The sequence below is a fragment of the Parasedimentitalea nitratireducens genome, assembly GCF_057444295.1.
On sequence record NZ_JBYAXC010000007.1, the window covers coordinates 33843 to 60013 of the forward strand.

Consider the following 26171-nt stretch of genomic DNA (forward strand, 5'->3'; position numbering starts at 1 on the left):
ACAGAAAAACAAGCTAGGACAATGTGTGGGTCTGCATTAGGTCAGAGGAAACAAAAGGACATCAATGATGAGCATTTTCCACCTCGCCTATCACGTTGACGATCTGACCCGGGCCCGTGCGTTTTATGGCACCCTGCTGGGCTGTGCCGAGGGCCGAAGCACTGACACCTGGGTCGATTTCAATTTCTTCGGTCACCAGATCTCGCTGCATCTGGGGCCGGTCTTTGCCACTGCCAATACCGGTAAAGTCGGCGACCATATGGTGCCGATGCCCCATCTCGGCGTGATCCTGCCACAGGACGACTGGCGGCAACTGGCGGACCGCCTGGTGGCCGAGGGTGTTGAATTTACCATTGCGCCAACCACCCGTTTTGCCGGACAACCGGGGGAACAAAGCACAATGTTCTTCCATGATCCGGCGGGCAATCCAGTCGAGATCAAGGGGTTCGCAGATATGGCGGGAGTTTTTGCCACATGATCAACGTTTTATTCGCCGCCCGTCCCGAACGCTGGGAGGCCTATGCTGCCCCTCTCAAAAACGCCTTTGCCGAGGCCGGGTTGGACGTGGACCTGCGCCAGGATCACGCCCCAGAAACCGTCGACTATATTGTCTATGCCCCCAATGGGCCGCTGGCTGACTTTACCCCATACATCAACTGCAAGGCGGTGCTGAGCCTTTGGGCTGGCGTGGAAAAGATCGTTGGCAACAAAACCCTAACCATGCCGCTGTGCCGAATGGTGGATCCGGGTCTGACGGCGGGTATGGTGGAATGGGTTACCGGCCATGTGCTGCGCTATCATCTGGACATTGACCGTTCCATTGCAACACAGGATCGCTGGGAGCCCGAGATACCACCATTGGCAATGGAACGCCCTGTCACATTGCTTGGCCTCGGAGCCTTGGGACAGGCCTGTGCCAAAGCCATTTCGCAACTTGGCTTCCCGGTCACAGGCTGGTCGCGTTCGCCTAAATCTATCGACGGCATCACCTGTCTGCATGGGGATCAGGGGCTAAAGCAGGCGCTGGAAAAAGCAGAGATCGTGGTGCTGCTGCTCCCCGACACCCCCGCTACAGAAAACACACTAAACGCCGAAACCCTCGCCCAGCTGCCGCGTGGAGCCCGTATCATCAACCCCGGTCGCGGGCCGCTGATTGATGACAATGCCTTGCTGGCAGCGCTAGAGAGTGGCCAAATCGGCCATGCCACTCTGGACGTGTTCCGCGTTGAACCCCTGCCCGCTGATCACGCGTATTGGGCGCACCCCAATGTAACCGTCACGCCCCATATCGCTGCCGAAACCCGCGCCATAACCTCGGCACAGATCATCGCCGAGAACATTTGTCGTGGCGAGGCTGATGAGCCTTTTATGAACCTTGTAGACCGCGATCTAGGTTACTGAGACCACAGGGCAGCGCCTGACCCTGGGTGGGTGCGAAAGCGCCCTCCCGTGGGGAGGGTCGGGCGTGGCCCGGGCTTGCGCCCGGACCATTTGTTATTCCGCGGCTAGACCGCGCCCCTTGAGCAAGGCCTCAACACCCGGCAGGCGACCACGAAAGGCAACATACAAGTCAGTCGGATCTACCGAACCGCCAGTCGACAGGATGTTCTCCTCCAGCGCCTTGGCCCGTTCCGGATCAAAGGCGCCACCAGCCTCTTCAAATGCAGCAAAGGCATCGGCGTCCATCACTTCGGACCACATGTAGCTGTAATAGCCCGACGAATAGCCATCCCCGGCAAAGACATGGGCAAAATGCGGACTGGCGTGGCGCATGGTGATGGCGGATGGCAGGCCGATTTTCTCCAGCACCTCGCTCTGTTTCGCCATAACATCACTCGGCACTTCGCCCTCGTGAAAGGCCAGATCGACAATGGCTGACGCGACATATTCTACAGTCTGGAAGCCCATATCGAAATTGGCAGCGCCCAGAACCTTGTCCAGCATCTCTTTGGGCATGGCCTCGCCAGTGTCTGCATGGGTTGCATATTCCTGCAATACCTCAGGCACTTCCAGCCAGTGTTCGTACAACTGGCTTGGCAGCTCAACAAAGTCCCGCGCCACCGAGGTGCCGGAAATGCTTTCATACGTCACATTCGACAGCATCTGGTGCAGCGCATGACCAAATTCATGGAACAGGGTGCGGGCGTCATCCCAAGACAGCAGCGCGGGTTCGGCCTTGGCAAAGTTGCAGACGTTGATCACGATCGGAGCCTGCGTCTCGGGGAACTTGGTCTGAGAGCGCATGGCGGAACACCACGCACCTGACCGTTTGGAGCCACGGGCGAAGTAGTCTCCGATAAAGACTGCCACATGCTCGCCACCCCGTGTCACTTCCCACGCGCGACAATCGGGGTGGTAGAGGTCAACCTCCAGCGGTTTGAACTCCAACCCGAACAGCTTGGTTGCACAGGCAAACGAAGCATCAATCATCCTGTCCAGTTGCAGAAACGGCTTCAGCTCGGCCTCATCCAGATCATGCTCCACCTTGCGGCGTTTCTCGGCATAGTAGCGCCAATCCCAGGGCTCCAGATCGCCGTTGATACCATCGGCCTGCATCATCTCGGTTAGCACCTTGGCATCTGCCTCGGCCTGCGATTTGGCCGGGCCCCAGACGTCCATCAACAGCCCGCGCACCGCATCCGGTGTCTTGGCCATTTCGGTTTCCAGCTTGTAGTCGGCGAAGGTTTCATAGCCCAGAAGCTGTGCACGCTCCTTGCGCAGGCTCAGGGTTTCGGCAGCTATTTCACGGTTATCAGTTTCACCACCGTTGGCTCCGCGGGCCACCCATGCCTCAAACGCTCTTTCGCGCAAGTCGCGGCGGGGCGAGAACTGCAAGAACGGCGTGATGATTGACCGCGACAGGGTCACCACCGGACCATCTGCCCCCTTCTCTTCTCCAGCTGCGCGGGCAGCCTCAATCGCAAACTCAGGCAGGCCTTCCAAATCTTCTTCGGCCAGCGGCATGAACCACTCACGCTCATCAGCCAGCAGGTTCTGAGTGAAGGAGGTGCCCAGAGTTGCTAGTCGGCCCTTGATTTCTTGCATCCGCGCGTCCGCATCGCCGGTCAGCGCCGCACCGCCGCGCACAAAGCCGCGATGGGTTAGCATCAGCACCCGCTGTTGCTCATCGGTCAGATCAAGTTCCTCGCGCGCGTCCCACACTGCAGCCACCCGAGCAAACAGAGCCTTGTTGGCTGTGATCGCGGAGTAATGCGCCGCCAGCTTGGGTGAAAACTCCCGCTGCAACTCTTCCCGCTTAGGATTACTGTCAGCCCCGGCGACGGTGTAAAACACAGACAGCACCTGATCCATCTCGTGACAGGGCTGTTCCAGCGCCTCGATCACATTGGCAAAAGTCGGGACATCCACGCTGTTGGCAATGGCATCAATCTGCGCGCTATGTGTGGTCAGCGCCTGATCCAAAGCCGGGGCAAAGTCTTCGTCAGAAATTTCGGCAAACGGGGCGAGTTGAAACGGTGTGTCCCAGCGGGTCAAAAGCGGGTTGGTCATGGCAAAGTCTCCTTTGCCCACAAGCTAGTGCTTGGCCCAACCCAACTTCAATAGCCTACAGCAACAATCCGCGCTGCACGCAATAAAATCGCTTACTCGACCGTTTGCTTATCCCGCAGATGACTTTCAAACCGGCGTAGCATCAAGGACAGGCCAATGGTCATCGTCAGATAGATCAACGCCACCACATTGTAGGTCTCGAAGTAGCGGAAATTTCCGGCTGCGATCACCTTACCCAGTTGGGTCACATCCAGCACGCCAAGAACCGACACCAGCGAGCTGTCTTTAACCAACGCAACAAAGTCATTGCCAAGCGGCGGCATGATGGTGCGAATGGCCTGCGGGAACACCACAAATCGAAACGTTTGCCAGCGGTTCAACCCCAGCGCATTAGCGGCTTCGATCTGGCCCTCGTCCACCGATTGCAGACCCGCGCGAAACACCTCGGAAATAAAGGCCGAATAGGCAATCATTAGCGCAATGATCGCACGCCAGATCAGCGGAAACTGTCGGGTTCGGATTGGGTCTAGGCCTAGATATTCGCCAGCCCAATTCCGGAATTCAACCAATGCCGGTGCCATGGCAAAGGCCACATAGAGCAATAGCACGATGATCGGAACGCCGCGCACCACTTCGACATAGAGCCGGGTGATCTGTCGAACCACCAAGTACTTAGACCCAGCCCCAAGCGCCAGCAACAATCCAAGCAAGGATGCCAATGTAAAGCTAACGATGGTTACAAAAATAGTGGTCTTGATGCCTTTGGACAGGGTGCCCAGGACCTGAAGATACAGATCGTCGCTTGCCACCTGCCAGCCAAAATACAGACCCAGCAGCAGCACCGCTACCAGCCACCAAGGAAAATCTTCTTTGTCGTTTGAGCGCGCAGCCATAGTCGTCTTTCAAGTAAAAACCCCGGCCCAAAGGACCGGGGATCAGGATATTAAAACCAGTTGGTGTTACTGGCCCATTTTATACTCAAGGAACCACTTGGTGTTCAGCGCATCCAGCGTACCGTCCGCCTCCATCGAGGCAATTGCGGCATTGATCGAAGGAACAAGTTCGCTTCCCTTTGGGAAAATGAACCCAAAGTCCTCGGTGCCCAGCGGTTCGCCAACAATTTTCAAACCACCATCTGAAGACGCCACATAGCCGTTAGCTGCTGTGCTATCAGACAGTGCCAGGTCGACGTCGCCAACGCGCAGGGCCTGAATAGCCGCGCCAAAGTTTTCGAACAGTTTGATACGAGGGTTGGCCTCGTCACCGTCCAGAATGTCATAGACAGTCACGTAGAACGGTGTGGTGCCCGGCTGTGCGGCCGCCAGGAAATCGCTGTTGGCAGCAAAGCTCTTGGCATCATCAAAACGGCTCTCGTCACCAGCCACGATCATTCGCATCTGCGATGTCAGGTATTTGTCGGAAAAGTCGACTTTTTCCTTGCGGTCTTCGCGGATGGTGATACCGGTCATGCCCAGATCATACTGGCCTTCGCTGACCGCAGGGATCATCGCGTCCCAGCTGCTGTTTTCATAGACCACAGTGATGTTGATGCGCTTGGCAATTTCAGCCATCGCATCATATTCCCAGCCAATAGCTTCGCCCGATTTCGGGTCGATAAACTGCAGCGGTGGATAGGCGTTTTCTGTCGCAACAACAACTTCTTGGCCGCCCAGATCAGGCAGGTCCGCCGCAATCGCGCCGCTGGCCAGACCAAATACCGCAGCTGCGGTTAGTGTGAAAATCGATTTCATGATATCCCCTCTCCTATTTTTTTGTTGCAACAGACTTGCCGCGTGAGGCGCCTCGGCGCAAGTGATCAGTCGCTTTTTGTTCCACAAATCAGGCAATCAGGCGTTGATTTTAGCTGAATACGTCGCGTTTCTGCATACAACCCGTCATAAATCAGCATTGCCCCACGCAAAGCCTCTCCCGCTCCAGAGATATACTTGATCGCCTCAAGCGCCATCATCGCCCCCACCACACCCGGCAATGGCCCAACCACTCCGGCCTCGGAACAAGATGGTGCCAGCCCCGCAGCCGGGGCCTCGGGAAAGATGCACTGATAACACGGGCCGCCCTTGCTGGGATGGAACAGGCTTAGCTGCCCCTCCCACTGCGACAGGGCCCCGGAAATCAGCGGCTTGCCCAGCGCAACGGCGGTGCGATTGACCAGATAACGGGTGTCGAAATTATCGGTCCCATCCAAAATCAGATCATAGTCGGCAAACAACGCCTCGGCATTCTCGGCCTCTAGTCGGCGATGATAGGGACGCACCTCCACATAGGGGTTCTGTGCCTTCATCGCCTGCTCGGCTGAGAACACCTTGGGCATACCGATATCTTTGTCCCGGTGGATCACCTGCCGCTGCAGGTTGGCGTTTTCCACCTCGTCGTGGTCGATCACCCCAATGGTGCCCACACCCGCTGCCGCCAGATACTGCAGTGCCGGAGCACCGAGCCCACCTGCACCGATCACCAGCACCCTGGCGTTTTTCAGCTTCTTCTGCCCAGGGCCTCCCAATTCCCGTAAAACGATGTGGCGGGCGTACCGATCCAGCTCAGTTTCGGAAAATGTGCCTGTTTTCTGCGACATGGGGGCCTCCTCGGCATGGGCGCGTGTCTTTAAGGCAGCAATAATATGCCCATAGCCCGACGCCAAGATCCCAATGCCGCCCAAGAGCAGCCAGGGTCCAACCGATCCCCCGGTTGCCACCCGCAGATTATGCCCATTGGGCAGGGTGAGATGGACAATCAGCACCCCCACAAACAGCACCAGCACAAGCGTCCTTCGCAGCGCCAGCGGCATGCCCAGAAACCGCCCGCCCCACCAGAACAACGCGGCCAGAAATAGAATTCGCAACATCAGCTCTGCCCGGTCGAGCCAAAGCCACCGCTGCCGCGCGTGGTGTCAGACAGGTCCCCGACCACCTCAAACGAGGCCTGCAGTACCGGCGCAACCACCATCTGGGCAATGCGGTCGCCATGGGCAATTTCAAATGCCTCTTGCCCGGCGTTCATTACGATCACCCCCAGTGGCCCGCGATAGTCGCTGTCGATGGTGCCCGGCGTATTAGGCAGGGTGATCCCATGTTTCAGCGCCAGCCCCGACCGGGGCCGGATCTGCACCTCGTAGCCTTCAGGGATTTCTATCCGCAGCCCAGTCGGCACCAGTGCCCGCGCACCGGGCTGCAACACCACACTGCCACCATCTGGCAGGTTCGCCCGCAAGTCCGCTCCCGCAGCCCCCGCAGTTTCATAGCTTGGCAGCGGCACCGACTGATCAGCCTCCGCGTCATACACCACCCGGATCGAAATCATGCCGGTGTCCCTTCTTGTTTTTCCAAATACACGCGCCTGGTGCAAAAAGTTATGCGCCCAGTTCTGCGGCAATGCGTTCAGCCAGCTGCTGCGCAACCTCGTCCTTGCCCATGCGGGGCCAGCTTTCCGCACCAGCATCGGTAATCAACACCACCGCGTTTTCACTGCCGCCCATGATACCGGTGGCAGGTGATACATCATTGGCCACAATCCAGTCGCAGCCCTTGCGCAGCCGCTTGGCGTTAGCGTGGTCCAGCACATCATTGGTTTCCGCAGCAAAGCCAACCACCAGTTTGGGTCGCCCACTCTCCATCTGTGACACCTGTTTCAGAATGTCCGGGTTCTCGGCAAATTCCATCACTGGCAGGCCGTCTTTGGATTTCTTCAGCTTCCGGTCCGATGCATTCAGCACCCGCCAATCGGACACCGCCGCGGCAAAAACCCCTGCCTCGACCGGCAAAGTTGCCTCCACCGCCTGCAGCATCTGCTGCGCGGTCTCCACCTGCACCACCTGCATCCTCTCAGGCGGGCGCACCGTTGCCGGGCCCGTGATAAACACCACCTCCGCACCCAGATCGCGCAGAGCACGGGCCATCGCTGCCCCCTGCGCCCCGGATGATCGGTTGGCGATATAGCGCACCGGGTCAATTGGCTCATGTGTCGGCCCCGAAGTTACCAGAACGCGTTTCCCCTGCAACGGTCCATCGGACAGCTTGGTCGAGATCGCAGCAACAATCTCCTCTACCTCGGCCATCCGCCCGGGTCCAAATTCACCACAGGCCATGCTGCCCTCGTTCGGGCCAACAAAGCTGACACCATCTGCCTTCAAGGTTTCAATATTACGCTGGGTGGCCGGGTGTTCCCACATGCGCACATTCATCGCTGGGGCAATCAGAACCGGCGTGTCTGTGGCCAGCAACAGGGTCGAGGCCAGATCATTGGCCAGCCCCTGCGCCATCTTACCCATCAGATCCGCTGTCGCCGGGGCCACCACAACCAAATCGGCACTGCGGGACAGCTGGATATGGCCCATCTCGGCCTCGGACGTCAGATCAAACAGGTCACGATGTACCGCTTTGCCCGCCAGAGCGGAGACCGACAAAGGCGTGACAAACTCTTCACCAGCACGGGTCAGAACTGGGGTCACCGTCGCCCCTTGATCTTGCAACCGCCGGATCAGCTCCAGCGATTTATAGGCGGCAATTCCGCCACCAATGATCAAAAGAATATGTTTGTCAGCCAGCATGTCATGCGTCCTCGCCTAGCGGTCCAAGCGACACTACTGTGCCACACCACAAGTGTGAAACGGTTTTCCTGACGATGTCGCTACTGAAAAGCCAAACAGGGATCTGGGCGGTCCACTGCAGGCGCATCTGCGACTAGGTCAAATACACCGGAAATCTGCCCCGCCTCACTCTGCCCCAGCGATACCACTGACAGCTCAGGTCGCACTTTGGCCAGATAGACCGGTATTCCACGGTCTATCCGTGCATGTCCGTTGCCAGTGATCACCGCAACCGGCCCGCCAGTAGCTTCTAGTGCCTGCACCACAGCCTGCGCCAATGTTGCATCCCGTAGGCGCTGGAACTCAACCAGCATGGGCAGCATTTCCGCAGGCATCGCATTGCAGTGGTTGGCCAGTTGATCTTCTTCACGCTGCTGCTGCTCCCCATCAGATAGCGGTGCACTCACCCCATACAGGGCAGCCTCATCGCCAAAGAACGCCGCCGCCCCCTGTGTCATGACCTCACCCGCCACCGCGCGCGGCACTTGGCCGCCAAACTGTTGCAAACCTTGCGCAGCGGCAAAAACCGGCGCGTAGATTTCAAAGTCCGGCCAACCGGAATTGCCCCAGTCCAACTGTTCTGCGATCGTTGCTGCCTCCGCCATCTGCATCGGATCAAGCCCGCTGGCTTGTTCTGGCGTGATCATTTCCCAAACCACCGCCCTAGGCGATAGCTCGGCCAACACATCGGCCTGCATCTGATGATGGGCTGCATTGTCGTGGACCTCTCCCAAAATTACTACATCTGCCTTGGCCAAGGCCCGCACGACGTCAGGCTCCGGGCTCGATCCAGCACTTCCAGCAGCAACTAGGGACAAAATAAAGGCGCCACCGCCATAGGTAGCGCCTTTTCTTACAGAATTAATAAGGTTTATCATGCCAACAGGCTATGCACCTCACGCGATTGCGTTTCAAGACTTTTCCGCATTTTCAGAAAGGCCGCAGCTTCCAACTGACGAACACGTTCTTTGGACAGTCCCAATTCAGTCCCAAGGCTTTCCAATGTCCGTGGCCGATCGCGTAGTTTACGTTCTTTGACGATAAACCGTTCACGCCCATTCAGGGCCTGCATCGCTGAAACCAACCAGCCCCGCAACTGCCGCCGGTCATGGCGTTGCTCTACCAGATCCTCGGCTTGGGTGCTGTCGTCTTCCAGCGCGTCTATCCATTCGCGGCCATCCTCATCCGCCGATTGCACCGCGTTTAACGAGAAATCAGACCCCGACAGACGCCCCTCCATCATCTCCACATCGCGAATAGGAACACCAATTTCACTGGCGATCTTTTGGTGCAATTGATGGCGGTCCAGTTTGTCACCTCGCGCCGTTGCTGTGCGTTCCAACTGTGCCTGTACCCGGCGCATGTTGAAAAATAGCGACTTTTGCGATGACGTGGAACCTGTACGAACCATCGACCAGTTTCGCATCACATAGTCCTGGATCGAAGCTTTGATCCACCAAACCGCATATGTCGAAAACCGAACACCACGGTCTGGGTCAAACTTATCCGCAGCCTTCATCAGCCCCAACCCGGCTTCTTGGATAAGATCGTTCATGGGCGCGCCATAGCGTTTGAATTTAGCGGCCATTGATATCGCAAGTCTTAGATATGCATTGATCAGACGGTGCAGTGCAGCCTCGTCTCTGTTATCACGCCATGCATAAGCCAAGCGCAATTCGGTTTCGGCGTCTAAAAGTTCCGCCTTCATCGCCTTCTTTGGCAATGGATTGTCATGTTGTGTTTCACGTGCCATGCAATTTCCCCCGAAAACAGCTAAGCCGTCTACGTCCTGGAGCAACGCATTATTCAGAATGGGCCCATCAATATGATTTGCAGCTTATCTGGCAAGGTGGCTTTCTGCCACGCAGCAACAGGGACCTGAGTGGAGCGGCGCATAATGCTCCACCCTGTTGCCTGCCTCCCCATTCGACAATTGCGACACAGGGAACTGCTTAGTGTTATCTTGTTTTAAGCGGGCCCTGCGGTTACCCACAGGCACGGCTTCTGTAACTAAAAGGCTATTAAACTTGTCCACACAAGTCACATTTATTCTTGGCGGTGCAGCCTCTGGAAAGAGTTCATATGCCGAACGAATATGCATAACCTCTGGAAAAGAAAGAGTTTACTTAGCCACATCACAAATAGTTGATGATGAAATGCGCGTTAAAGTAGACAAACATGTCGTGCAAAGAGGTGATGGCTGGACAACCTATGAGGAAAGTTTCGACCTTTTACCGATATTAGAATCGCTAAATGAATCACAAATCTGCCTGTTGGATTGCGCCACAATGTGGCTAACAAATCACCTATTGGCTGAAAACGATCTTATTTCTGCGCAGCAAGATCTATTGAAAGCAATAAACAATTGCAAGGCAAAGCTAGTGATTGTTTCCAATGAAGTTGGAATGGGAATTGTCCCCGATAATGCACTTGCCCGTCAATTCAGGGAAGCACAGGGGCGGTTGAACATTGCATTGGCAGCCCAAGCCAACACTGCGATCCAGGTTGTTGCCGGTTTGCCAATACTGCTCAAGGGGCAATTGCCGTGACCTCGCGACTGTTTCTGGTACGCCATGGGCCAACCCATGCCAAATCCATGGTGGGTTGGTCTGACCTGCCTGCTGACCTGTCCGACACCGCTGCTTTGGCGCGGCTGGAACGCCATTTACCACAGGACGCCCTGATCATCTCGTCCGATCTTATCCGCGCCGTCACAACCGCCGATGCCATTCAAGGCAACCGTAGCCGCCTGCCCCATGACCCTGACCTGCGTGAAATCCATTTCGGAGATTGGGAGCTGCGCACCTGGGCCGAGATTGACGCCGAAGATCCCGAACGTATCCGCGCCTATTGGGAAACTCCGGGGGATGTCACCCCACCTGGTGGCGAAAGTTGGCATCAGGTTTGCACCCGCGTGGACGGCGCCATTGACATGCTGGTTCAACGCCACCCCAAAAGGAATCTGGTGGTTGTTGGACATTTCGGGCAAATATTGACCCAGATCCAAAGGGCTGACAGGCTGACCGCTGAAGAAGCCTTTTCCCACCGGATCGATAATTTGTCTGTCACTGAAGTTTGCCTGAGCTCAAGTGGGTGGACGCTCAGCAAGATAAATCAAAATCTGTGATATAAATCCTCACAAATATTCCATTTTGAAATACCTTAAACTACACTAACGTCGCCATATGACTTATGATCTCTATATTGGCGACCGCATGTTTTCCAGCTGGTCTTTTCGCGGCTGGCTCATGTTCGAAAAATTCGCAATCCCGCACACCCCCCACATGATCGGGCTCTACTCGGGCACCATGGCACAGGACATGGCGCATTTGGCCCCGGCCCGTCTGGTTCCAACCCTGCGCACCCCCGAAGGCACCGTAGTTGGCGAAAGCCTGGCCATGGGTGAAACTCTGGCCGAGCGGCACCCGGATGCGGGGCTTTGGCCAGCGGATCCTGCTCAACGGGCAACTGCCCGCTGGCTTTGCGCTGAAATGGTCGGCGGTTTTGGCGCACTTCGCGGTGACTGCGCTATGCAACTGAACCATATTTGGGAGGGCTTTGAACCCTCGGACGCCGTGAAGGCAGATCTGGCGCGCGTCGAAACCCTTTGGTCCCATGCCCGCTCTGTATCCGACAACACCAAGGGTTACCTGTTTGGCGCCTATTCACTGGCTGACGTGTTTTACACCCCAGTGGCCGCGCGTATTGTCGGGTACGATCTGCCCGTCTCTCAGGCGTCGCGCGACTATTGCAAGCTGCTGTTGACCGATCCAGCAGTCCTGCGTTGGCAAGAACAAGCCCGCAAGGTGCAATACGATCCAATGCCCTATGATCTGGACCTGCCCAAACGGGCTTGGAGCCTCGACGGCTAACGGCAATTCTCCGTGAATAGACGCTTTCGTTAACTATTCGGAAACCATGATTTCCAACCATTCTGGCTTGAGCTTTGGGAGCAGGCCGGGATGGTTGCACAAGCCTATACAGTCGCATTTCAAGGGGTCGAGGCCCGCCCGGTTGAGGTGCAATGCGCCGTTGCCCCCGGATTGCCCGCCTTTTCGGTGGTTGGTCTGCCTGACAAGGCGGTATCCGAAGCCCGTGACCGAGTCCGCTCAGCCCTGTCGGCCATGTCGATTGCCTTGCCCTCCAAGCGGATCACCATCAATTTGTCCCCTGCTGACCTGCCCAAGGAAGGCAGCCATTTTGACCTGCCCATCGCACTCGCCTTACTGGCCGCGATCGAAATCATTCCGGCAGATGCGGCCGCCGAAACCATCGCACTGGGGGAGCTTTCGCTAGACGGCACGCTTGTTCCCGTCGTCGGCGCCCTGCCTGCCGCCATGACTGCTGCCGAAGAACAACGCACCTTGCTCTGCCCTCAGGCCTCGGGCGCCGAAGCTGCCTGGGTCGAGGCGGCCTGTGTCATCGGCGCATCTAGCCTGGCCGATGTGGTGCGTCACTACACCGGGCAGATGCCCATCGCGCCATCCCAACCAGGTGAGGTCAACAATAGCCCCGCAACCAAGGACCTGCGTGATGTGAAAGGTCAAGAACGGGCCAAGCGCGCACTGGAGATTGCGGCTGCCGGGCGCCACCACATGCTAATGGTGGGAACACCTGGATCTGGAAAATCTATGCTAGCAGCTCGTATGCCCGGCATCCTGCCGCCACTGACACCGAGTGAGGCGTTGCAAACCTCAATGATTCAATCCCTGTGCGGCATGATCGAAGAAGGCGGGATCAATCGCGCCCGTCCGTTTCGCGAACCCCATCACACCGCATCCATGGCGGCCATCGTTGGCGGTGGTCGCCAGGCCAAGCCCGGCGAGATCAGCCTCGCCCACAATGGCGTGCTGTTTCTAGACGAGTTCCCAGAGTTCAACCGCGCGGTGCTGGAAACCCTGCGCCAACCCATTGAATCAGGCGAAGTCATGATCGCCCGCGCCAATGCCCATGTGAAATACCCCAGTCGTTTCCTGCTGATTGCAGCGGCAAATCCCTGCAAATGTGGCTATCTGACAGATCCCTCCAGGGCTTGCTCACGTGCTCCGGTATGTGGCGAGGACTATATGGGACGCATTTCAGGTCCGCTTATGGACCGTTTTGATCTGCGGGTCGAGGTCCCCCCGGTAGCGTTTCAGGACATGGACATGCCTGCCAACGGCGAAGGAACCCAGCAGGTCGCCAGTCGCGTGGCCGCTGCCCGCACTCTACAGGCAGAACGCTATGCTGAACATCCGGACTTGCGCCAAAATGCCGATATCGAAGGCGAGTTGTTGGAACACACTGCACAGATCGACAGCGACAGCCGTGATCTTTTGATGCGCGCTGCTGAAAGGTTTGGCCTGACAGCGCGTGGATATCACCGCGTGCTGCGCGTTGCGCGCACCATCGCGGATCTTGACAGCGAACCAGATATCCGACGTAGGGATGTGGCCGAAGCCTTAAGCTTCAGGCTGGCCACATCGCACTAAGCTGCCGAGACTACAGTTTTGCCTCGATTGCCTGCCAAATTTTCTCGGCAATGTTCACCCCATCAAAACGCTCAAGCTCCTGAATGCCAGTGGGCGAAGTCACGTTGATCTCGGTCAGGTAATCACCAATAACGTCAATGCCAACAAACACCTGCCCACGCTCTTTCAGCAATGGCCCGATGGCGGCACAAATCTCTAGATCACGCTCGCTCAACCCGATCTTTTCTGGCCGCCCGCCCACGTGCATGTTCGACCGTGTCTCACCGGCTGCAGGCACACGATTGATTGCACCAACCGGTTCGCCATCCACCAAGATCACCCGTTTGTCACCGTTGCTCACATCCGGCAGGAACTTCTGCACAATCAGTGGCTCACGACTAAATCCGGTGAACAGCTCGTGCAGCGAGGTCAGGTTGCGGTCATTCGCGTCCAGCCGGAACACCCCGGCTCCGCCATTGCCGTACAGCGGCTTCAGGATCACATCGCCGTGCTTGGCCTTAAACGCCTTGATGGTGTCCAGGTCGCGCGCGATTGTAGTGGGCGGTGTCAGGTTCGGGAAATCCAGCACCAGCAGCTTTTCAGGATAGTTACGCACCCAGAACGGGTCATTCACCACCAAAGTCTGCCCTTTGAGCCGGTCGAGTAAATGGGTGGCTGTGATGTAATGCATGTCGAACGGCGGGTCCTGACGCAGCCAGACCACGTCAAAATCCGTCAACTCCACCTCGCGTAGCGGGCCCAGCACTGCTGGATCACCCGCAACACGCTGCACCGTCATGTCATGACCACGAGCGGTAATCCGTCCTTCTTGATAGGCAAGCTGGTCTGGTCCGTAGAAAAACAGCTCGTGTCCGCGTTTCTGTGCCTCTTCGGCCAGTCGGAAGCTGCTGTCTGCGTTAATGTCCACGTCCCCGATCGGGTCCATCTGAAAGGCGATCTTCATGCGTCTATCCCTTGTCTGTCGGTCAGTTACATGGCCCAGCAGCTGCCCATGTTCAATGCCTCACCCCTGTCCAAAGGCGTTTTCGATGATTTCAATGCGGCCGGCGCCATCCACCAGCGCCGCATCAAAGCGACATTCGGTCAGCTGACCGGCGGGCTCTCTGTCCAGATACTGGCCCGCGCTGGCATAGATACGCTCTATTTGCGTGTTCGTAATCCGTAGTGCTGCGCGGGCCTGCGTCTTGCTGTGTTTCACCTCAACAAAGACCAACGCATCGCCCTGACGAAAAATCAGATCGATCTCTCCACCTGCCCCGCGCCAACGCTGTTCGGCCAAGATATAACCACGTTGCACGTAGTGACGCGCCACCAGATCCTCGGCGGCGGCACCAGCCAAATAGGCACGTTGGCCGCGGTCATACGTATCCCGCGGTCCAGCCATATCTATCCGTCGTCCTTGGGCAGCTTCAGCGCCATCTGGTAAACCTTGCGGCGGGGCAGGTCATGCAGTTTCGACACAATATCCGCAGCATCCTTGACCGAGTTATCCCGGAGGGCCGCCCGCAGATCACTTTCCAGATCATCCGGGTTCACATCTTTGGTTTTCGAGCGGTCGACCAATACAACGATCTCACCCTTCACGCCGTTTTCGGCCAGCTGCGCTGCCAGTTCAGACAAAGATGCACGTCGCACTTCTTCGAACTTCTTGGTGATCTCGCGACACAATGCGGCGGGGCGATCACCAAGCACCTCGGCCATATCCGCCAGCGATGCCGCAACACGCTTGGGCGATTCGTAGAAAATCAGCGTGCCGGGGATCTGTTTGACCTCTTCCAGCCGCTTGCGCCGGGCGCCGCTGGCATTTGGCAGGAACCCGGCAAAGAAAAACGCATCGGTTGGCAAACCGGCCAGAGTCAGTGCCGCCACCCCGGCGGATGCACCCGGCGCCACCGTCACAGTATGGCCAGCCTCGGCCGCGGTCCGGCTCAGATCGTACCCCGGATCCGCAATTAGCGGCATGCCAGCTTCGGATGCATAGGCCACCGATTTTCCCTCGCTTAACGCTGCCAGTAACCCAGCCCGCGCGCCTTCACCGCTGTGATCGTGATAGGCAATCACCCGGCGACCATCGAGCGGCACCCCGTGAATTTCCATCAACCGGCGCAGTGATCGAGTGTCTTCAGCGGCGATCACTTCTGCGGATGCCAAAACATCCAGCGCCCTAAGCGTAATGTCGCGCGCAGTGCCTATTGGAGTGGCAACAAAGTGCAGTCCTGGAGACAATCTTACTTTCTGGTGATTCAACGCTGGACCCGCCTATCTCGTCGTTTATTATTCACTCCCAACACCAACACGGCATTTCATCGCCGGTCCAGGGAGTTTTAAGTCCATTATGTTTGCTGTTTTCCAGCCCACCCGCAAGGTCACTTTAGCCGCAATCGCAGTCGTATCCTCAATTGTTCTGAGTGCCTGCGACCCAGTTAGCACCGGTGGCGGCCCCACTATCAACACATCCAAGCCCGTTCCGGTTGCCCTCTTGGTCCCACGCGGATCAGCCCAACAAGGCGATCTGCTTCTTGCACAAAGCCTTGAAAACGCAGCACGTCTGGCGATGTCTGACCTCGAGGGTATCAAGATTGACCTCAGGGTTTATGACACGGCTGGCAATCCTGAAACGGCAGCCGCAGCAGCGACCCAGGCGGTGAACGACGGCGCGCGCATTTTGCTTGGCCCGGTTTATGCCGAAGCAGCCAATGCTGCGGGCGTCGCAGCCGCCAAGCGTAACGTGAACGTGCTTGCCTTCTCGAACAACACCGCAATCGCCGGCGGTAACGTGTATATTCTGGGTTCTACCTTTGACAACACCGCCCGTCGCCTGACGGGCTATGCTGCCCGCAATGGTCGCGGCAACATGCTGGTGGTCAGCGGTGATGACGCCGCTGGGCAAGCTGGTCGGTCTGCGATTGAGAAAGCAGCGGCAGGTTCAACAGCAACCGTTGTTGGCAGCGTCAGCTACGAGTTGTCGCAACAGGGCGTGATCAACTCGATCCAAACAATCCGGGATTCAGCATCTAGCAACGGTGCCAGCTCGGTCTTTATGACCGCGACTACAGCTGGGGCATTGCCATTGCTGACCCAGCTTCTACCCGAAGCCGGGCTTGATCCTGCTACAACGCAGTATATCGGCTTAACCCGCTGGGATATTCCTGCTCAGACCTTGGCCCTGCCTGGTGTTCAGGGGGCTTGGTTTGCCATGCCGGATCCAGGAAAGTCGCAACAATTCCGCGATCGCTATAGCGCCACATATGGCGCCGCGCCACATTCCATCGGGGGGCTGGCCTATGATGGTATCGCAGCCATCGGCGCCTTGGTCAGCGCAGGTAACTCAGACGCGCTAACCGGCGCTGCCCTGACTCAGGGCGCAGGATTCCAGGGTGTCAGCGGCATTTTCCGCCTGCGGACGGATGGGACCAACGAACGCGGCCTAGCGGTTGCAACAATCCAAGAACAGAAGGTGGTTGTCATTGAACCAGCCCCAAGCAGCTTCGCAGGCGCCGGGTCCTGATCCGGCGGTAAATGCGCTAACCCGCCACCCCCAAGCCCTGGGACCATTGGTTTGTGATCCTAATGCGATTTTTGATACCCAAAAAATTCGCAACCAGATTACGGATCTTGCAAACAACGATGATCTCACCTCTCTACGAGGTGGGATCGTTTCGCTCTTGCGTGCAGCCAACAAGGCTGGTCGCAAGACAATCGCCGAGGCCTTTGCCAAGGCGCCGTTTGACTCGAGGCCTGTAACCCGTTCGTACACCTATCTGACCGACGGCCTGGTGACCTCGGCGCTGTTTGCAGCCAATGAAATCATGCACCCCGTTGCCAACCCGACTCGGGGCGAGCGCATCGCTGTGATGGCAGTCGGCGGCTATGGTCGTGGTGAAATGGCACCTGCCTCAGATGTCGATCTGCTGTTCCTGACCCCTTACAAGATCACCGCCTGGGCCGAGAGCGTCATTGAATCGATGCTCTACATCCTGTGGGATCTAAAGCTCAAAATCGGCCACGCCAGCCGCACTATTCAAGACTGCGTGCGCCTAGGCGGCGAAGACTTCACCATCCGCACCGCCATGCTAGAGCATCGCTTTCTTGCCGGTCATCAGCCGCTTGCAGAAAAGCTGGACAAGCACCTTCGCAAAGATTTGTTCCGCGGAACCGCATATGAGTTCATCGAAGCCAAGTTGAATGAACGCGAAGCACGCCACATCAAGCAAGGCCAGCGTTATATGGTCGAGCCCAACGTTAAAGAGGGCAAAGGCGGCCTTCGCGATCTACAGTCGATGTACTGGATTGCGAAATATCTGTACGAGGTGCAGGACACCGCCGAATTGGTTCCATTGGGTCTGTTTCGGCCCGAAGAATATGATCTGTTTGCCAAGGCCGATAACTTTCTCTGGGCTGTGCGCTCGCACCTGCATCTGCTTACTGGCCGCCCAACCGAGGTCCTGTCGTTTGACATGCAGGTCGAAGTGGCTGACCGCATGGGGTATCAGGATGTCGCCGGACGCCGCGCCGTTGAGATCTTTATGCAGGACTATTTCCGCCAGGCCACAACAGTTGGCGACCTGACCCGGATTTTCCTGACCAAGCTAGAAGCCACCCACCAGAAAAGTGAACCCCTGCTAGAACGCCTGTTCCGCCGCCGCCCCCGCACCAAAGCGGGATATCAGGTGGTGAATAACCGGCTGGACGTTGCCGATCCTGATACGTTTCTAGATGACAAGCTAAACCTACTGCGCCTGTTCGAAGAAGGCCTGCGCACCGGTATGCTGATCCACCCGGATGCCATGCGTCTGGTGACCGCCAATCTGGATCTGATCGACGACCAGTTCTGCAAAACACCCGAGGCCCGGCAGATATTTCTGGATCTGTTGCTGAAACACGGCAACCCGGAACGCGCGTTGCGCCGGATGAATGAACTGGGCGTTTTGTCGGCGTTCTTGCCAGAGTTTGCCCCCATCGTGGCGATGATGCAGTTCAACATGTATCATTCTTATACGGTGGACGAGCACACCATTCAGGTGATCTCAAACTTTGCCGCCATTGAGCGCGAAGAACTGGAAGACGAGCTGCCGCTTAGTTCCAAGATCCTGCGCAAGGGACTGAACCGCAAGGTGTTGATGGTAGCCATGTTGCTGCACGACATCGGCAAGGGGCAAGAGCTTGATCACTCGATTCTGGGCGCACAAATTGCCCGCAAAGTGGCCCCACGGCTGGGCCTCAGCAAGTCCGACAGTGAAACCGTGGAATGGTTGGTCCGTTATCACCTACTGATGTCGGATATGGCGCAGAAACGCGATATTTCGGATCCGCGCACGGTGCGTGATTTTGCCAAGGCAGTACAAACAATTAAGCGGTTGGACCTGCTGACTGTTTTGACGGTCTGCGACATCCGTGGCGTTGGCCCAGAAACCTGGAACAACTGGAAGGCCACTCTGCTGCGGACGCTGTATAAACAGACCCGCGAGGCGCTGGAGAACGGTATGGAGGCGCTGAACCGCGAGCAACGCGGAACCGAGGCCAAAAAGGCCCTGCGCGCAGCCCTGCCCGACTGGCCCAAGGCCCTGCTGAAGACCGAAACCGGCCGACACTATCCGCCCTACTGGCAGGGACTTCACCTACCAACCCATGTTGACTTCGCCGAAATGCTGCGCGTGCTCGAGGAAAGCGACGACCCGAATGGCATCGTTGTTCGCCTCTATCCCGACGATGACCGCGACGCCACTCGGGCTTGTTTTGTGATGCCCGATCACCCGGGTATTTTCTCACGGGTGGCCGGGGCTCTTGCACTGGTTGGTGCCAACGTTGTGGATGCGCGATCCTATACCACCAAAGATGGCTATGTGACCGATGCATTTTGGGTTCAAGATGCCGATGGTCACCCGTATGAGGCCTCCCGCCTGCCAAGGCTTCGCCAAATGATCGACAAAACCCTCAAGGGTGAGGTGATCGCGCGCGAGGCCCTGAAATCGCGCGACAAGATCAAGAAGCGCGAGCGCGCCTTTAACGTACCAACCCATATCACTTTTGATAATGACGGCTCGGAAATTTACACAATCATCGAGGTCGACACCCGCGACCGTCCCGGATTGCTGTACGATCTGGCCCGCACCCTGACCACCTCAAACGTCTATGTCGCCAATGCCGTCATTGCGACCTATGGCGAACAGGTGGTGGATACATTCTACGTCAAGGATATGTTCGGATTGAAATACTACGCAGAATCCAAACAACGTTTCCTTGAAAAACGACTGCGCACCGCAATAGTCGACGGCGCAAAGCGGGCTGAAACATGAAGCCAATCAAATTGTTATCCGGCTTCCTGACCGTCGGGTTCTGGACACTGGCCAGCCGCATATTGGGCTTTGCGCGTGAAATCCTGCTGACTGCCTTTGTTGGCCCCGGCCCGGTGATGGACGCCTTTGTCGCCGCCTTTCGCCTGCCCAACATGTTTCGCCGCTTCTTTGCCGAAGGTGCATTCAACGCCGCCTTTGTGCCAATGTTTGCCAAGCGGCTTGAGTCCGGAGATGACCCACAAGGCTTTGCTCAATCAGCCTTCAGCCTACTGACAACGGCAGTTCTGATACTGGTTGGTTTGGGCATGGTCTTTATGCCCGCTCTGGTTTGGGCAACAGCCCAGGGGTTTGCCGGGGATGCGCGTTTCGACATGACCGTCGGCTTTGGCTACATCGTGTTCCCCTATATCCTGTTCATGTCGCTGGCAGCGCTGTTTTCTGGCGTGTTGAACGCCACCGGCCGCTTTGCCGCCGCCGCCGCTGCACCGGTTCTGCTGAACATCTTTGCCTGCTCTGCCATGGTAACTGGCGCATTGTTGGGTGGCAACGTGATCATTTGGCTGATCTGGACCATCCCGGTTGCCGGTGTGGCGCAGCTCGCCCTGGTCTGGCGCGCCACGGAAAAGGCTGGCATCCGCTTGCGCTTTGGGCGCCCGCGCTTGACGCCGGACATGCGTAATCTGGTGCGTGTCGCTGTTCCTGCCGCCCTCGCCATGGGAGTCACCCAGATCAATCTGGTCGTGGGTCAACTGGTCGCCTCAGACATTGAAAACGCTGTGAGCTGGCTGTTTGTGGCCGACCGACTGTATCAATTGCCGCTAGGCGTGGTGGGCATCGCTGTGGGCATCGTGCTGCTGCCAGACCTGTCTCGCCGCTTGCGCGCTGGGGACGAAATCGGAGCCCGCGACGCCCTGTCCCGGGCTGGTGAATTCTCCTTGATGCTCACCATCCCCTCAACCGTTGCCTTTCTGGTGATGCCAATCCCGCTGGTCTCGGTGTTGTATGAGCGCGGCGCCACTGGCCCCGAGGATGTGGCCGCAATTGCCCTCGCCGTTGCCGTCTATGGTGTTGGCCTGCCCTCCTTTGTACTGCACAAGCTGCTACAACCACTGTATTTCGCCCGCGAAAACACCCGCTCGCCGTTCCACTATGCGCTGGTTGCCATGGTTGTGAATGCGGCACTGGCCTTTGGCCTGAAGCCCGTGGTCGGCTGGATCGCCCCTGCCATAGCCGCCTCAACCGCCGGCTGGGTCATGGTTGGCATGTTGATGTTCGGCGCGCGCGGTATGGGAGAGGTTGCACGGTTTGATGCCCGCTTCCATCACCGCATCTGGCGTATCGTCGCGGCATCAGCCGTGATGGGCGCTGTCTTATTGGCCGTCACCACCCAATTCGCCTGGCTCTTTACCCTGCCCAACTGGCGCTACCTGGCCTTGCTCGGCCTAATCATACTGGGCGCCATCAGTTACTTTGGTGCGGGTCAACTGCTCGGCGCCTTCAAGCTGGGCGAGTTCAAGCGCGCGCTGCGCCGGGGAAGTCGCGCCTAAATCACCGGGATGAACCGCCGAACGGTAGCAGGCGGCGCCGTGGACGGTCGCTTCGCGACCGCCCGCGCCTTGGGGCTCATCTGTGATGAGATGCCTTGGGGCGGGCGGTCGCCCCAGTCAATCGCGACGAATATTGCTTCGAATCCGCGCCCAACCGCCCGGGGCCAGGAAAAACGACAACCCAAATCCAGTGGCAAATCCAGCCAGATCCGCCACCCAGTCCTTTTGCCCGCCAAACAGCAGGCCAAACACCAGCTGAATTCCCAGCAGGAACGCGATCAACGTAAACGCCCGACTTTGCTGTGCGCCCACCATCCCCAGCGATCGCCATAGAATATAGGTATAGGCCCCGATCAGACCATATACAGCTGGGAAGCCTCCGATCAACGGATACTGTGAATCGACCAACAAAGCATAGCCCAACGCGCCGCCAATGCTCGACAACACAAAGATGATCACCATCGCTAAATCGCCAAACACTTCACCCACCATCTTGCCCATAGCCAGGACAAACACGCAGACAAACAGCGCTTGGGTAAAGGTCACATGCACAAAGGTGTAAGACACAAAGCGGATCAAGTGTTCAGCGGGCCATTGGCTCGTATCCCACATCCACCAGAAAATATCACCTGAGAAGCCGTAGAGCTGCATATACTCCAGCCGCCATCCCACAGCCTCAGGGCCGCCAATGATGCCGCGGGTGCCAAGCGAAAACATCGCCTCGATCCCCATGATGACCAGCACCAGCGCCACCACGGCGGGTGGCAACGGATTGACAGGTAGTGGATTGGGATCGCTGCTCATAGTCTTACTCCTTAGCCACACATGGCTGTTCTTCCTCGTCTGGGGCCTTGGCACCGGTTGACGAGGGTTGGCCCCATGGGTAAGGCACGTTGGATCGTAATTCCAGACGGGAGTTATCGCCAGATGAGCGAAACCAGTTTTACCCCCCGCGTGTTCTCGGGCATTCAGCCGTCCGGCAACCTGCACCTGGGCAACTACCTGGGTGCAATCAAGCGCTTTGTCGATATGCAGGGCTCGGATTTCGAGACCGTTTATTGCATGGTGGACATGCATGCGATCACTGTCTGGCAAAACCCCCAAGATCTGATGAAATCCACTCGCGAGTTGTGCGCCGGGTTTATTGCCAGTGGTATCGACCCAGAGCAATCGATCCTGATTAACCAAAGCCAGGTCCCCGAGCACGCCCAACTGGCGTGGGTCTTTAACTGCGTCGCCCGTATGGGCTGGATGCAGCGGATGACCCAGTTCAAGGACAAGGCCGGTAAAAACGCCCAGAACGCCTCGTTGGGGCTGTTTGCCTATCCTGCGCTGATGGCGGCGGATATTCTGGTCTACCACGCCACTCACGTGCCTGTGGGTGATGACCAGAAGCAGCACCTGGAGCTGACCCGCGACATCGCGGCCAAGTTCAACCACGACTATGGCGTTGACTTCTTCCCGATGACCGAACCGGTGATCAAAGGGGCCGCCACACGGGTAATGAGCCTGCGTGACGGGTCCAAGAAAATGTCGAAGTCCGACGCTTCGGATGCCAGCCGCATCAACATGACGGATGATGCTGACACATTGGCCAAGAAGATCCGCAAGGCCAAAACCGATCCGGATGCACTACCAAGCGAAGCCAAGGGTCTGGAAGACCGCCCTGAGGCGCGTAACTTGATCAATATCTATGCGTCCTTGAACGACCAAAGCGTCGATGCAGTGCTGGCCGAGGTTGGCGGCAAGCAATTCGGCGAATTCAAGCCGATGCTCGCTGAATTGGCGGTTGCCAAGCTGTCACCAATTGCGGCAGAAATGTCACGATTAATGAATGAGCAAACAGAGATTGACCGCATACTATCTCGTGGTGCAGAACGGGCGCGAGAAATCACCGCGCCGATTCTGCGCAAGACATATGACATTGTGGGTATGGTACCACCTACCACTTTGTAATAACTGAACGACAACAAGCCCTTACACGTTGTTTGGGCGATATACTGGAGAAAATCGGATGGCTAACGGCACCGTAAAATGGTTTAACGCAACTAAAGGTTTCGGCTTTATCGAGCCAGAAGCAGGCGGAAAAGACGTGTTTGTACACATTTCTGCTGTTGAGCGTTCGGGCCTGAACGGCCTCAACGACAACCAGAAAGTTTCCTACGAGCTGGAAACTGGCCGTGATGGCAAAGAGTCCGCTGGTTCGCTGCAACTGCTGTAAAGCAGAGGCAACAGCTTCGGCTGTAGAGACTTTAAAGGCCACCCTTTTCCAAGGGTGGCCTTTTTTTATTGCTGCTCCAAAAAGCAGGGGCTCCCTCCCACTCGGAGGGTCTCAGAGAGACCACCTCTTGGTTGGGCGTGGCAGTGCACCTGCGGCGCAGGACGACAGGTCAGAGTCCCCCAACCCCGCTCAGAGTCAGATTGGCTACGGTGCGGGCATAATCTTCGCGGGCCTGTGTTCCCGCACCAGAATTCCACATGTAATACCAGTTCAGCATCCCAAAGACCGACATGGTCGTTGCACGCAGCTTGGCGGCATCATCTTCAAACACCTGCGGCGCAGCGGCAGCGATGGCGTCACTGACAAACTGTACCAATTCACGCTGATAACCGCGCAACAGCTCTTGTTGCTCCTTGGGCAGCGCCGACATGGATCCGATCTGCACCTGATGCTCGTGATCGGCGCCTTGATAGGCCTGCAAGATTCCGGCGACCGTGGCATGCACCTTTTCGCTAGGCGCCTGCCCCTGCAGATCGAGCCCACAAACCCGATCGCGCAGATCCCGCAGATAGGTGTCCAGGATATCGAACAGGATCGCGTCCTTGCTGTCGTAGTAGTGATAGATATTGGCCTTGGAGATCCCACATTCACGCGCCAATTGGGTCATCGAAGCCCGGTCAAACCCTTGCTCGGCAAACACCTTGGCGGCGGATTTCAGGATCTGCTCGCGCTTTTGATCATGGTCTTTGGCAATTGTACGGGCCATAGCCTTATCCTTTGTCGCGGTTGTCGATGACCCGTACAGCCTTGCCTTGCGAGCGGGCAACCGACCCCGGGTCGCCGACGATGATTTCGGTTGAGACCCCGACCATATCCTTGATGTGCTTGCCCAACATGCGCGACGCAGCAGTCTTGGACAGCTCATCTGCCGCATCCGGTGAGGCCTCAACAAAGACCCGCATCGCATCCATGCGACCGGATTTATACAGCTCAATCTGGAAATACGGTGCCAGACCACCTGTGGCCATCACCTGTTCCTCGATCTGGGTTGGGAAGACATTAACGCCGCGCAGGATGATCATGTCATCCGACCGGCCAGTGATCTTCTCCATCCGCCGCATACTGCGCGCGGTGCCCGGCAACAAACGGGTCAGATCGCGGGTGCGATAGCGGATCATTGGCAGACCTTCCTTGGTCAGCGTGGTGAACACCAGCTCCCCCATCTCGCCATCCTCAACCACGTCTCCGGTCTTGGGGTCGATGATCTCGGGGTAGAAGTGATCCTCCCAGATGTGCAGCCCGTCTTTGGTCTCGACACATTCGTTAGCCACACCCGGCCCCATGATTTCAGACAGCCCATAGATATCCACCGCATGCATATCAAACGCCGCCTCGACCTCTAGCCGCATGGCATTGGTCCAGGGTTCGGCGCCAAAGATTCCAACCGATAACGAGCTTTCCCGCGGATCCAGCCCCTGTTTGTGGAATTGCTCTAGGATGTTGAGCATATAAGACGGCGTCACCATGATGCCATCAGGGCGGAAATCTGTGATCAGGCCCAACTGTTTCTCGGTCTGGCCACCACCCATGGGCACCACAGTCGCGCCCAGACGTTCAATCCCGTAATGCGCACCCAGCCCGCCGGTGAACAACCCATACCCATAGGCGTTATGCACCATGTCGCCCTTGCGCAGGCCCGAGGCCCGCAAGGACCGCGCCACCAGATCGGCCCAGTTGTCGATATCGTTTTTGGTATAACCAACCACAGTGGCCTTGCCGGTGGTGCCAGATGAGGCATGCAGGCGAATAATCTGGTCCTGTGGCACTGCAAACAGGCCAAAGGGGTAATTGTCGCGCAGGTCATTCTTGTAGGTGAACGGGAATTTCGCCAGATCCGACAGCGATTGCAGGTCATCCGGGTGCACCCCCGCCTCGTCAAAGCGCTGCTTGTACATCGCCACATTATCATAGGCATGCCGCAGCGAGGCCTTCAGACGCTCTAGCTGCAGCGCGCGGATTTCATCGACTGAGGCGATTTCTATCGGGTCAAGGTCAGCCTGGTTTGGGGTCAGATCTTTCATGGAAACGTCCTCATCTCATTCGTCAAAAAGCTGGCCCTTGATCGCGCGGGACATGCCCCGGAATTCGGCGATCTGCTGGCCCTGTTGGTTGGTCACTGTCACGTCATAGATGCCGCTGCGCCCCGTCAACGAGACCTCGCGCGCATTGGCAGTCAGCCGGTCGCCCAAACGGCCCGGCGCGGTGAAACTGATCATATTATGCTGCGCCACAGTCGACTGATTGCGGCTGTTGCAGGCAAAGGCAAAGGCGCTGTCGGCCAGCATAAAGGTCACGCCGCCGTGGCAGATCCCGTGGCCGTTGCAGTGATGCTGCGCCACCGTCAGCTCAATGACGCTTTCACCCTCATCCATGTGGGTGATCTCCATCCCCGCCCATTTCGAGGCATGGTCATCAGCCCACATGGCCCCTGCGGCTTTCTCGGCCCGTTGTTTTGGTGTCATC

26 protein-coding genes are annotated in these 26171 nt (G+C 57.4%); 11 read left to right on the forward strand and 15 right to left on the reverse strand.

The genetic code is table 11. The features are described from left to right. The first annotated feature begins 67 nt into the window (after positions 1–67). Together AC2T28_RS18060 and AC2T28_RS18065 are read left to right on the forward strand one after the other, a co-directional pair. Positions 68–478: a VOC family protein gene (locus AC2T28_RS18060; protein ID WP_486750042.1), complete on the forward strand. Its 411-nt coding sequence runs from the start codon at positions 68–70 to the stop codon at positions 476–478. After that, on the forward strand, positions 475–1401 hold the full coding sequence (locus AC2T28_RS18065; RefSeq protein WP_486750043.1) for a 2-hydroxyacid dehydrogenase: 927 nt from the start codon (positions 475–477) through the stop codon (positions 1399–1401). The genes AC2T28_RS18060 and AC2T28_RS18065 overlap by 4 nt, the downstream gene beginning before the upstream one ends. Before the next feature lie 93 nt (positions 1402–1494). On the opposite strand, the gene AC2T28_RS18070 is transcribed toward AC2T28_RS18065, so the two are convergent. The 8 genes from AC2T28_RS18070 to AC2T28_RS18105 form a co-directional block, all read right to left on the reverse strand. Next, on the reverse strand, positions 1495–3510 hold the full coding sequence (locus AC2T28_RS18070) for a M3 family metallopeptidase (protein WP_486750044.1): 2016 nt from the start codon (positions 3508–3510) through the stop codon (positions 1495–1497). 92 nt (positions 3511–3602) lie between these two features. Continuing rightward, complete coding sequence (locus AC2T28_RS18075; protein WP_486750045.1) at positions 3603–4403, reverse strand: amino acid ABC transporter permease; 801 nt, start codon at positions 4401–4403, stop codon at positions 3603–3605. A 66-nt stretch (positions 4404–4469) separates the two neighbouring features. Further along, positions 4470–5261, reverse strand: a complete 792-nt coding sequence (locus AC2T28_RS18080; RefSeq protein WP_486750046.1) for a transporter substrate-binding domain-containing protein — start codon at positions 5259–5261, stop codon at positions 4470–4472. A gap of 65 nt (positions 5262–5326) precedes the next feature. Further along, on the reverse strand, positions 5327–6373 hold the full coding sequence (locus AC2T28_RS18085) for a HesA/MoeB/ThiF family protein (RefSeq protein WP_486750047.1): 1047 nt from the start codon (positions 6371–6373) through the stop codon (positions 5327–5329). Next, the gene (gene dut / locus AC2T28_RS18090) at positions 6373–6828 is read right to left on the reverse strand and encodes a dUTP diphosphatase (protein ID WP_486750048.1); all 456 of its coding nucleotides are present in this window, start codon (positions 6826–6828) and stop codon (positions 6373–6375) included. The genes AC2T28_RS18085 and dut overlap by 1 nt, the downstream gene beginning before the upstream one ends. Positions 6829–6877: 49 nt before the next feature. Next, positions 6878–8074 carry a bifunctional phosphopantothenoylcysteine decarboxylase/phosphopantothenate--cysteine ligase CoaBC gene (coaBC, locus tag AC2T28_RS18095; RefSeq protein WP_486750049.1) on the reverse strand — a complete coding sequence of 399 codons (1197 nt, stop codon included), beginning with the start codon at positions 8072–8074 and terminating at the stop codon, positions 6878–6880. 80 nt (positions 8075–8154) lie between these two features. After that, positions 8155–8991: a ChaN family lipoprotein gene (locus AC2T28_RS18100; RefSeq protein WP_486750050.1), complete on the reverse strand. Its 837-nt coding sequence runs from the start codon at positions 8989–8991 to the stop codon at positions 8155–8157. Further along, entirely contained in the window at positions 8988–9866 is an 879-nt protein-coding gene (locus AC2T28_RS18105; protein ID WP_486750051.1) for an RNA polymerase factor sigma-32, read from the reverse strand. Before AC2T28_RS18105 ends, AC2T28_RS18100 begins: the two co-directional genes overlap by 4 nt. Positions 9867–10140: 274 nt before the next feature. Here AC2T28_RS18105 and cobU point away from each other — a divergent pair, with 274 nt between their 5' ends. The 4 genes from cobU (at position 10141) to AC2T28_RS18125 (ending at position 13584) form a co-directional block, all read left to right on the forward strand. Then, entirely contained in the window at positions 10141–10662 is a 522-nt protein-coding gene (gene cobU, locus AC2T28_RS18110) for a bifunctional adenosylcobinamide kinase/adenosylcobinamide-phosphate guanylyltransferase (protein WP_486750052.1), read from the forward strand. Then, entirely contained in the window at positions 10659–11240 is a 582-nt protein-coding gene (locus tag AC2T28_RS18115; RefSeq protein ID WP_486750053.1) for a histidine phosphatase family protein, read from the forward strand. Before cobU ends, AC2T28_RS18115 begins: the two co-directional genes overlap by 4 nt. A gap of 58 nt (positions 11241–11298) precedes the next feature. After that, positions 11299–11985: a glutathione S-transferase gene (locus AC2T28_RS18120; RefSeq protein ID WP_486750054.1), complete on the forward strand. Its 687-nt coding sequence runs from the start codon at positions 11299–11301 to the stop codon at positions 11983–11985. Between the two features lie 90 nt (positions 11986–12075). Then, positions 12076–13584, forward strand: a complete 1509-nt coding sequence (locus AC2T28_RS18125) for a YifB family Mg chelatase-like AAA ATPase (RefSeq protein WP_486750055.1) — start codon at positions 12076–12078, stop codon at positions 13582–13584. A 10-nt stretch (positions 13585–13594) separates the two neighbouring features. On the opposite strand, the gene gshB is transcribed toward AC2T28_RS18125, so the two are convergent. From gshB to rsmI, 3 genes are read right to left on the reverse strand one after another with little or no spacing between them, the layout of a single operon-like run. Continuing rightward, positions 13595–14527, reverse strand: a complete 933-nt coding sequence (gshB, locus tag AC2T28_RS18130) for a glutathione synthase (protein ID WP_486750056.1) — start codon at positions 14525–14527, stop codon at positions 13595–13597. 60 nt (positions 14528–14587) lie between these two features. Beyond that, positions 14588–14968, reverse strand: a complete 381-nt coding sequence (locus AC2T28_RS18135) for a YraN family protein (protein ID WP_486750057.1) — start codon at positions 14966–14968, stop codon at positions 14588–14590. Positions 14969–14970: 2 nt separating this feature from the next. Beyond that, positions 14971–15831 (reverse strand): 16S rRNA (cytidine(1402)-2'-O)-methyltransferase, encoded by an 861-nt coding sequence (gene rsmI / locus AC2T28_RS18140; RefSeq protein ID WP_486750058.1) that lies wholly within the window; start codon positions 15829–15831, stop codon positions 14971–14973. 88 nt (positions 15832–15919) lie between these two features. On the opposite strand from rsmI, the gene AC2T28_RS18145 reads away from it, so the two are divergent. From AC2T28_RS18145 to murJ, 3 genes are read left to right on the forward strand one after another with little or no spacing between them, the layout of a single operon-like run. After that, complete coding sequence (locus tag AC2T28_RS18145; RefSeq protein WP_486750059.1) at positions 15920–17092, forward strand: penicillin-binding protein activator; 1173 nt, start codon at positions 15920–15922, stop codon at positions 17090–17092. Continuing rightward, on the forward strand, positions 17052–19880 hold the full coding sequence (locus AC2T28_RS18150) for a [protein-PII] uridylyltransferase (RefSeq protein ID WP_486750060.1): 2829 nt from the start codon (positions 17052–17054) through the stop codon (positions 19878–19880). The genes AC2T28_RS18145 and AC2T28_RS18150 overlap by 41 nt, the downstream gene beginning before the upstream one ends. Then, a complete protein-coding gene (murJ, locus tag AC2T28_RS18155) occupies positions 19877–21427 on the forward strand; it encodes a murein biosynthesis integral membrane protein MurJ (protein WP_486750061.1) in 1551 nt (516 codons plus the stop codon). Before AC2T28_RS18150 ends, murJ begins: the two co-directional genes overlap by 4 nt. Before the next feature lie 117 nt (positions 21428–21544). Here murJ and AC2T28_RS18160 read toward each other — a convergent pair whose 3' ends face one another. Continuing rightward, positions 21545–22231: a rhomboid family intramembrane serine protease gene (locus AC2T28_RS18160; protein ID WP_486750062.1), complete on the reverse strand. Its 687-nt coding sequence runs from the start codon at positions 22229–22231 to the stop codon at positions 21545–21547. Positions 22232–22354: 123 nt separating this feature from the next. On the opposite strand from AC2T28_RS18160, the gene trpS reads away from it, so the two are divergent. Both trpS and AC2T28_RS18170 read left to right on the forward strand, forming a co-directional pair. After that, positions 22355–23383, forward strand: coding sequence for a tryptophan--tRNA ligase (gene trpS / locus AC2T28_RS18165; protein ID WP_486750201.1), 1029 nt, complete (start codon positions 22355–22357; stop codon positions 23381–23383). A gap of 58 nt (positions 23384–23441) precedes the next feature. After that, complete coding sequence (locus tag AC2T28_RS18170) at positions 23442–23648, forward strand: cold-shock protein (RefSeq protein ID WP_486750063.1); 207 nt, start codon at positions 23442–23444, stop codon at positions 23646–23648. A 169-nt stretch (positions 23649–23817) separates the two neighbouring features. Here AC2T28_RS18170 and AC2T28_RS18175 read toward each other — a convergent pair whose 3' ends face one another. From AC2T28_RS18175 to paaI, 3 genes are read right to left on the reverse strand one after another with little or no spacing between them, the layout of a single operon-like run. Further along, positions 23818–24414: a TetR/AcrR family transcriptional regulator gene (locus tag AC2T28_RS18175; RefSeq protein ID WP_486750064.1), complete on the reverse strand. Its 597-nt coding sequence runs from the start codon at positions 24412–24414 to the stop codon at positions 23818–23820. A 4-nt stretch (positions 24415–24418) separates the two neighbouring features. Beyond that, complete coding sequence (gene paaK / locus AC2T28_RS18180) at positions 24419–25729, reverse strand: phenylacetate--CoA ligase PaaK (protein ID WP_486750065.1); 1311 nt, start codon at positions 25727–25729, stop codon at positions 24419–24421. A 15-nt stretch (positions 25730–25744) separates the two neighbouring features. Continuing rightward, complete coding sequence (gene paaI, locus AC2T28_RS18185) at positions 25745–26170, reverse strand: hydroxyphenylacetyl-CoA thioesterase PaaI (RefSeq protein ID WP_486750066.1); 426 nt, start codon at positions 26168–26170, stop codon at positions 25745–25747. Position 26171 lies beyond the last annotated feature (1 nt).

Bases quoted from the DNA above. Each gene is read 5' to 3' on its own strand.
- AC2T28_RS18060 (WP_486750042.1), top strand. From the start codon at position 68: ATGAGCATTTTCCACCTCGCCTATCACGTTGACGATCTGACCCGGGCC.
- AC2T28_RS18065 (WP_486750043.1), top strand. From the start codon at position 475: ATGATCAACGTTTTATTCGCCGCCCGTCCCGAACGCTGGGAGGCCTAT.
- AC2T28_RS18070 (WP_486750044.1), bottom strand. From the start codon at position 3,510: ATGACCAACCCGCTTTTGACCCGCTGGGACACACCGTTTCAACTCGCC.
- AC2T28_RS18075 (WP_486750045.1), bottom strand. From the start codon at position 4,403: ATGGCTGCGCGCTCAAACGACAAAGAAGATTTTCCTTGGTGGCTGGTA.
- AC2T28_RS18080 (WP_486750046.1), bottom strand. From the start codon at position 5,261: ATGAAATCGATTTTCACACTAACCGCAGCTGCGGTATTTGGTCTGGCC.
- AC2T28_RS18085 (WP_486750047.1), bottom strand. From the start codon at position 6,373: ATGTTGCGAATTCTATTTCTGGCCGCGTTGTTCTGGTGGGGCGGGCGG.
- dut (WP_486750048.1), bottom strand. From the start codon at position 6,828: ATGATTTCGATCCGGGTGGTGTATGACGCGGAGGCTGATCAGTCGGTG.
- coaBC (WP_486750049.1), bottom strand. From the start codon at position 8,074: ATGCTGGCTGACAAACATATTCTTTTGATCATTGGTGGCGGAATTGCC.
- AC2T28_RS18100 (WP_486750050.1), bottom strand. From the start codon at position 8,991: ATGATAAACCTTATTAATTCTGTAAGAAAAGGCGCTACCTATGGCGGT.
- AC2T28_RS18105 (WP_486750051.1), bottom strand. From the start codon at position 9,866: ATGGCACGTGAAACACAACATGACAATCCATTGCCAAAGAAGGCGATG.
- AC2T28_RS18120 (WP_486750054.1), top strand. From the start codon at position 11,299: ATGACTTATGATCTCTATATTGGCGACCGCATGTTTTCCAGCTGGTCT.
- AC2T28_RS18125 (WP_486750055.1), top strand. From the start codon at position 12,076: ATGGTTGCACAAGCCTATACAGTCGCATTTCAAGGGGTCGAGGCCCGC.
- gshB (WP_486750056.1), bottom strand. From the start codon at position 14,527: ATGAAGATCGCCTTTCAGATGGACCCGATCGGGGACGTGGACATTAAC.
- AC2T28_RS18135 (WP_486750057.1), bottom strand. From the start codon at position 14,968: ATGGCTGGACCGCGGGATACGTATGACCGCGGCCAACGTGCCTATTTG.
- AC2T28_RS18145 (WP_486750059.1), top strand. From the start codon at position 15,920: ATGTTTGCTGTTTTCCAGCCCACCCGCAAGGTCACTTTAGCCGCAATC.
- murJ (WP_486750061.1), top strand. From the start codon at position 19,877: ATGAAGCCAATCAAATTGTTATCCGGCTTCCTGACCGTCGGGTTCTGG.
- AC2T28_RS18160 (WP_486750062.1), bottom strand. From the start codon at position 22,231: ATGAGCAGCGATCCCAATCCACTACCTGTCAATCCGTTGCCACCCGCC.
- trpS (WP_486750201.1), top strand. From the start codon at position 22,355: ATGAGCGAAACCAGTTTTACCCCCCGCGTGTTCTCGGGCATTCAGCCG.
- AC2T28_RS18170 (WP_486750063.1), top strand. From the start codon at position 23,442: ATGGCTAACGGCACCGTAAAATGGTTTAACGCAACTAAAGGTTTCGGC.
- AC2T28_RS18175 (WP_486750064.1), bottom strand. From the start codon at position 24,414: ATGGCCCGTACAATTGCCAAAGACCATGATCAAAAGCGCGAGCAGATC.
- paaK (WP_486750065.1), bottom strand. From the start codon at position 25,729: ATGAAAGATCTGACCCCAAACCAGGCTGACCTTGACCCGATAGAAATC.
- paaI (WP_486750066.1), bottom strand. From the start codon at position 26,170: ATGACACCAAAACAACGGGCCGAGAAAGCCGCAGGGGCCATGTGGGCT.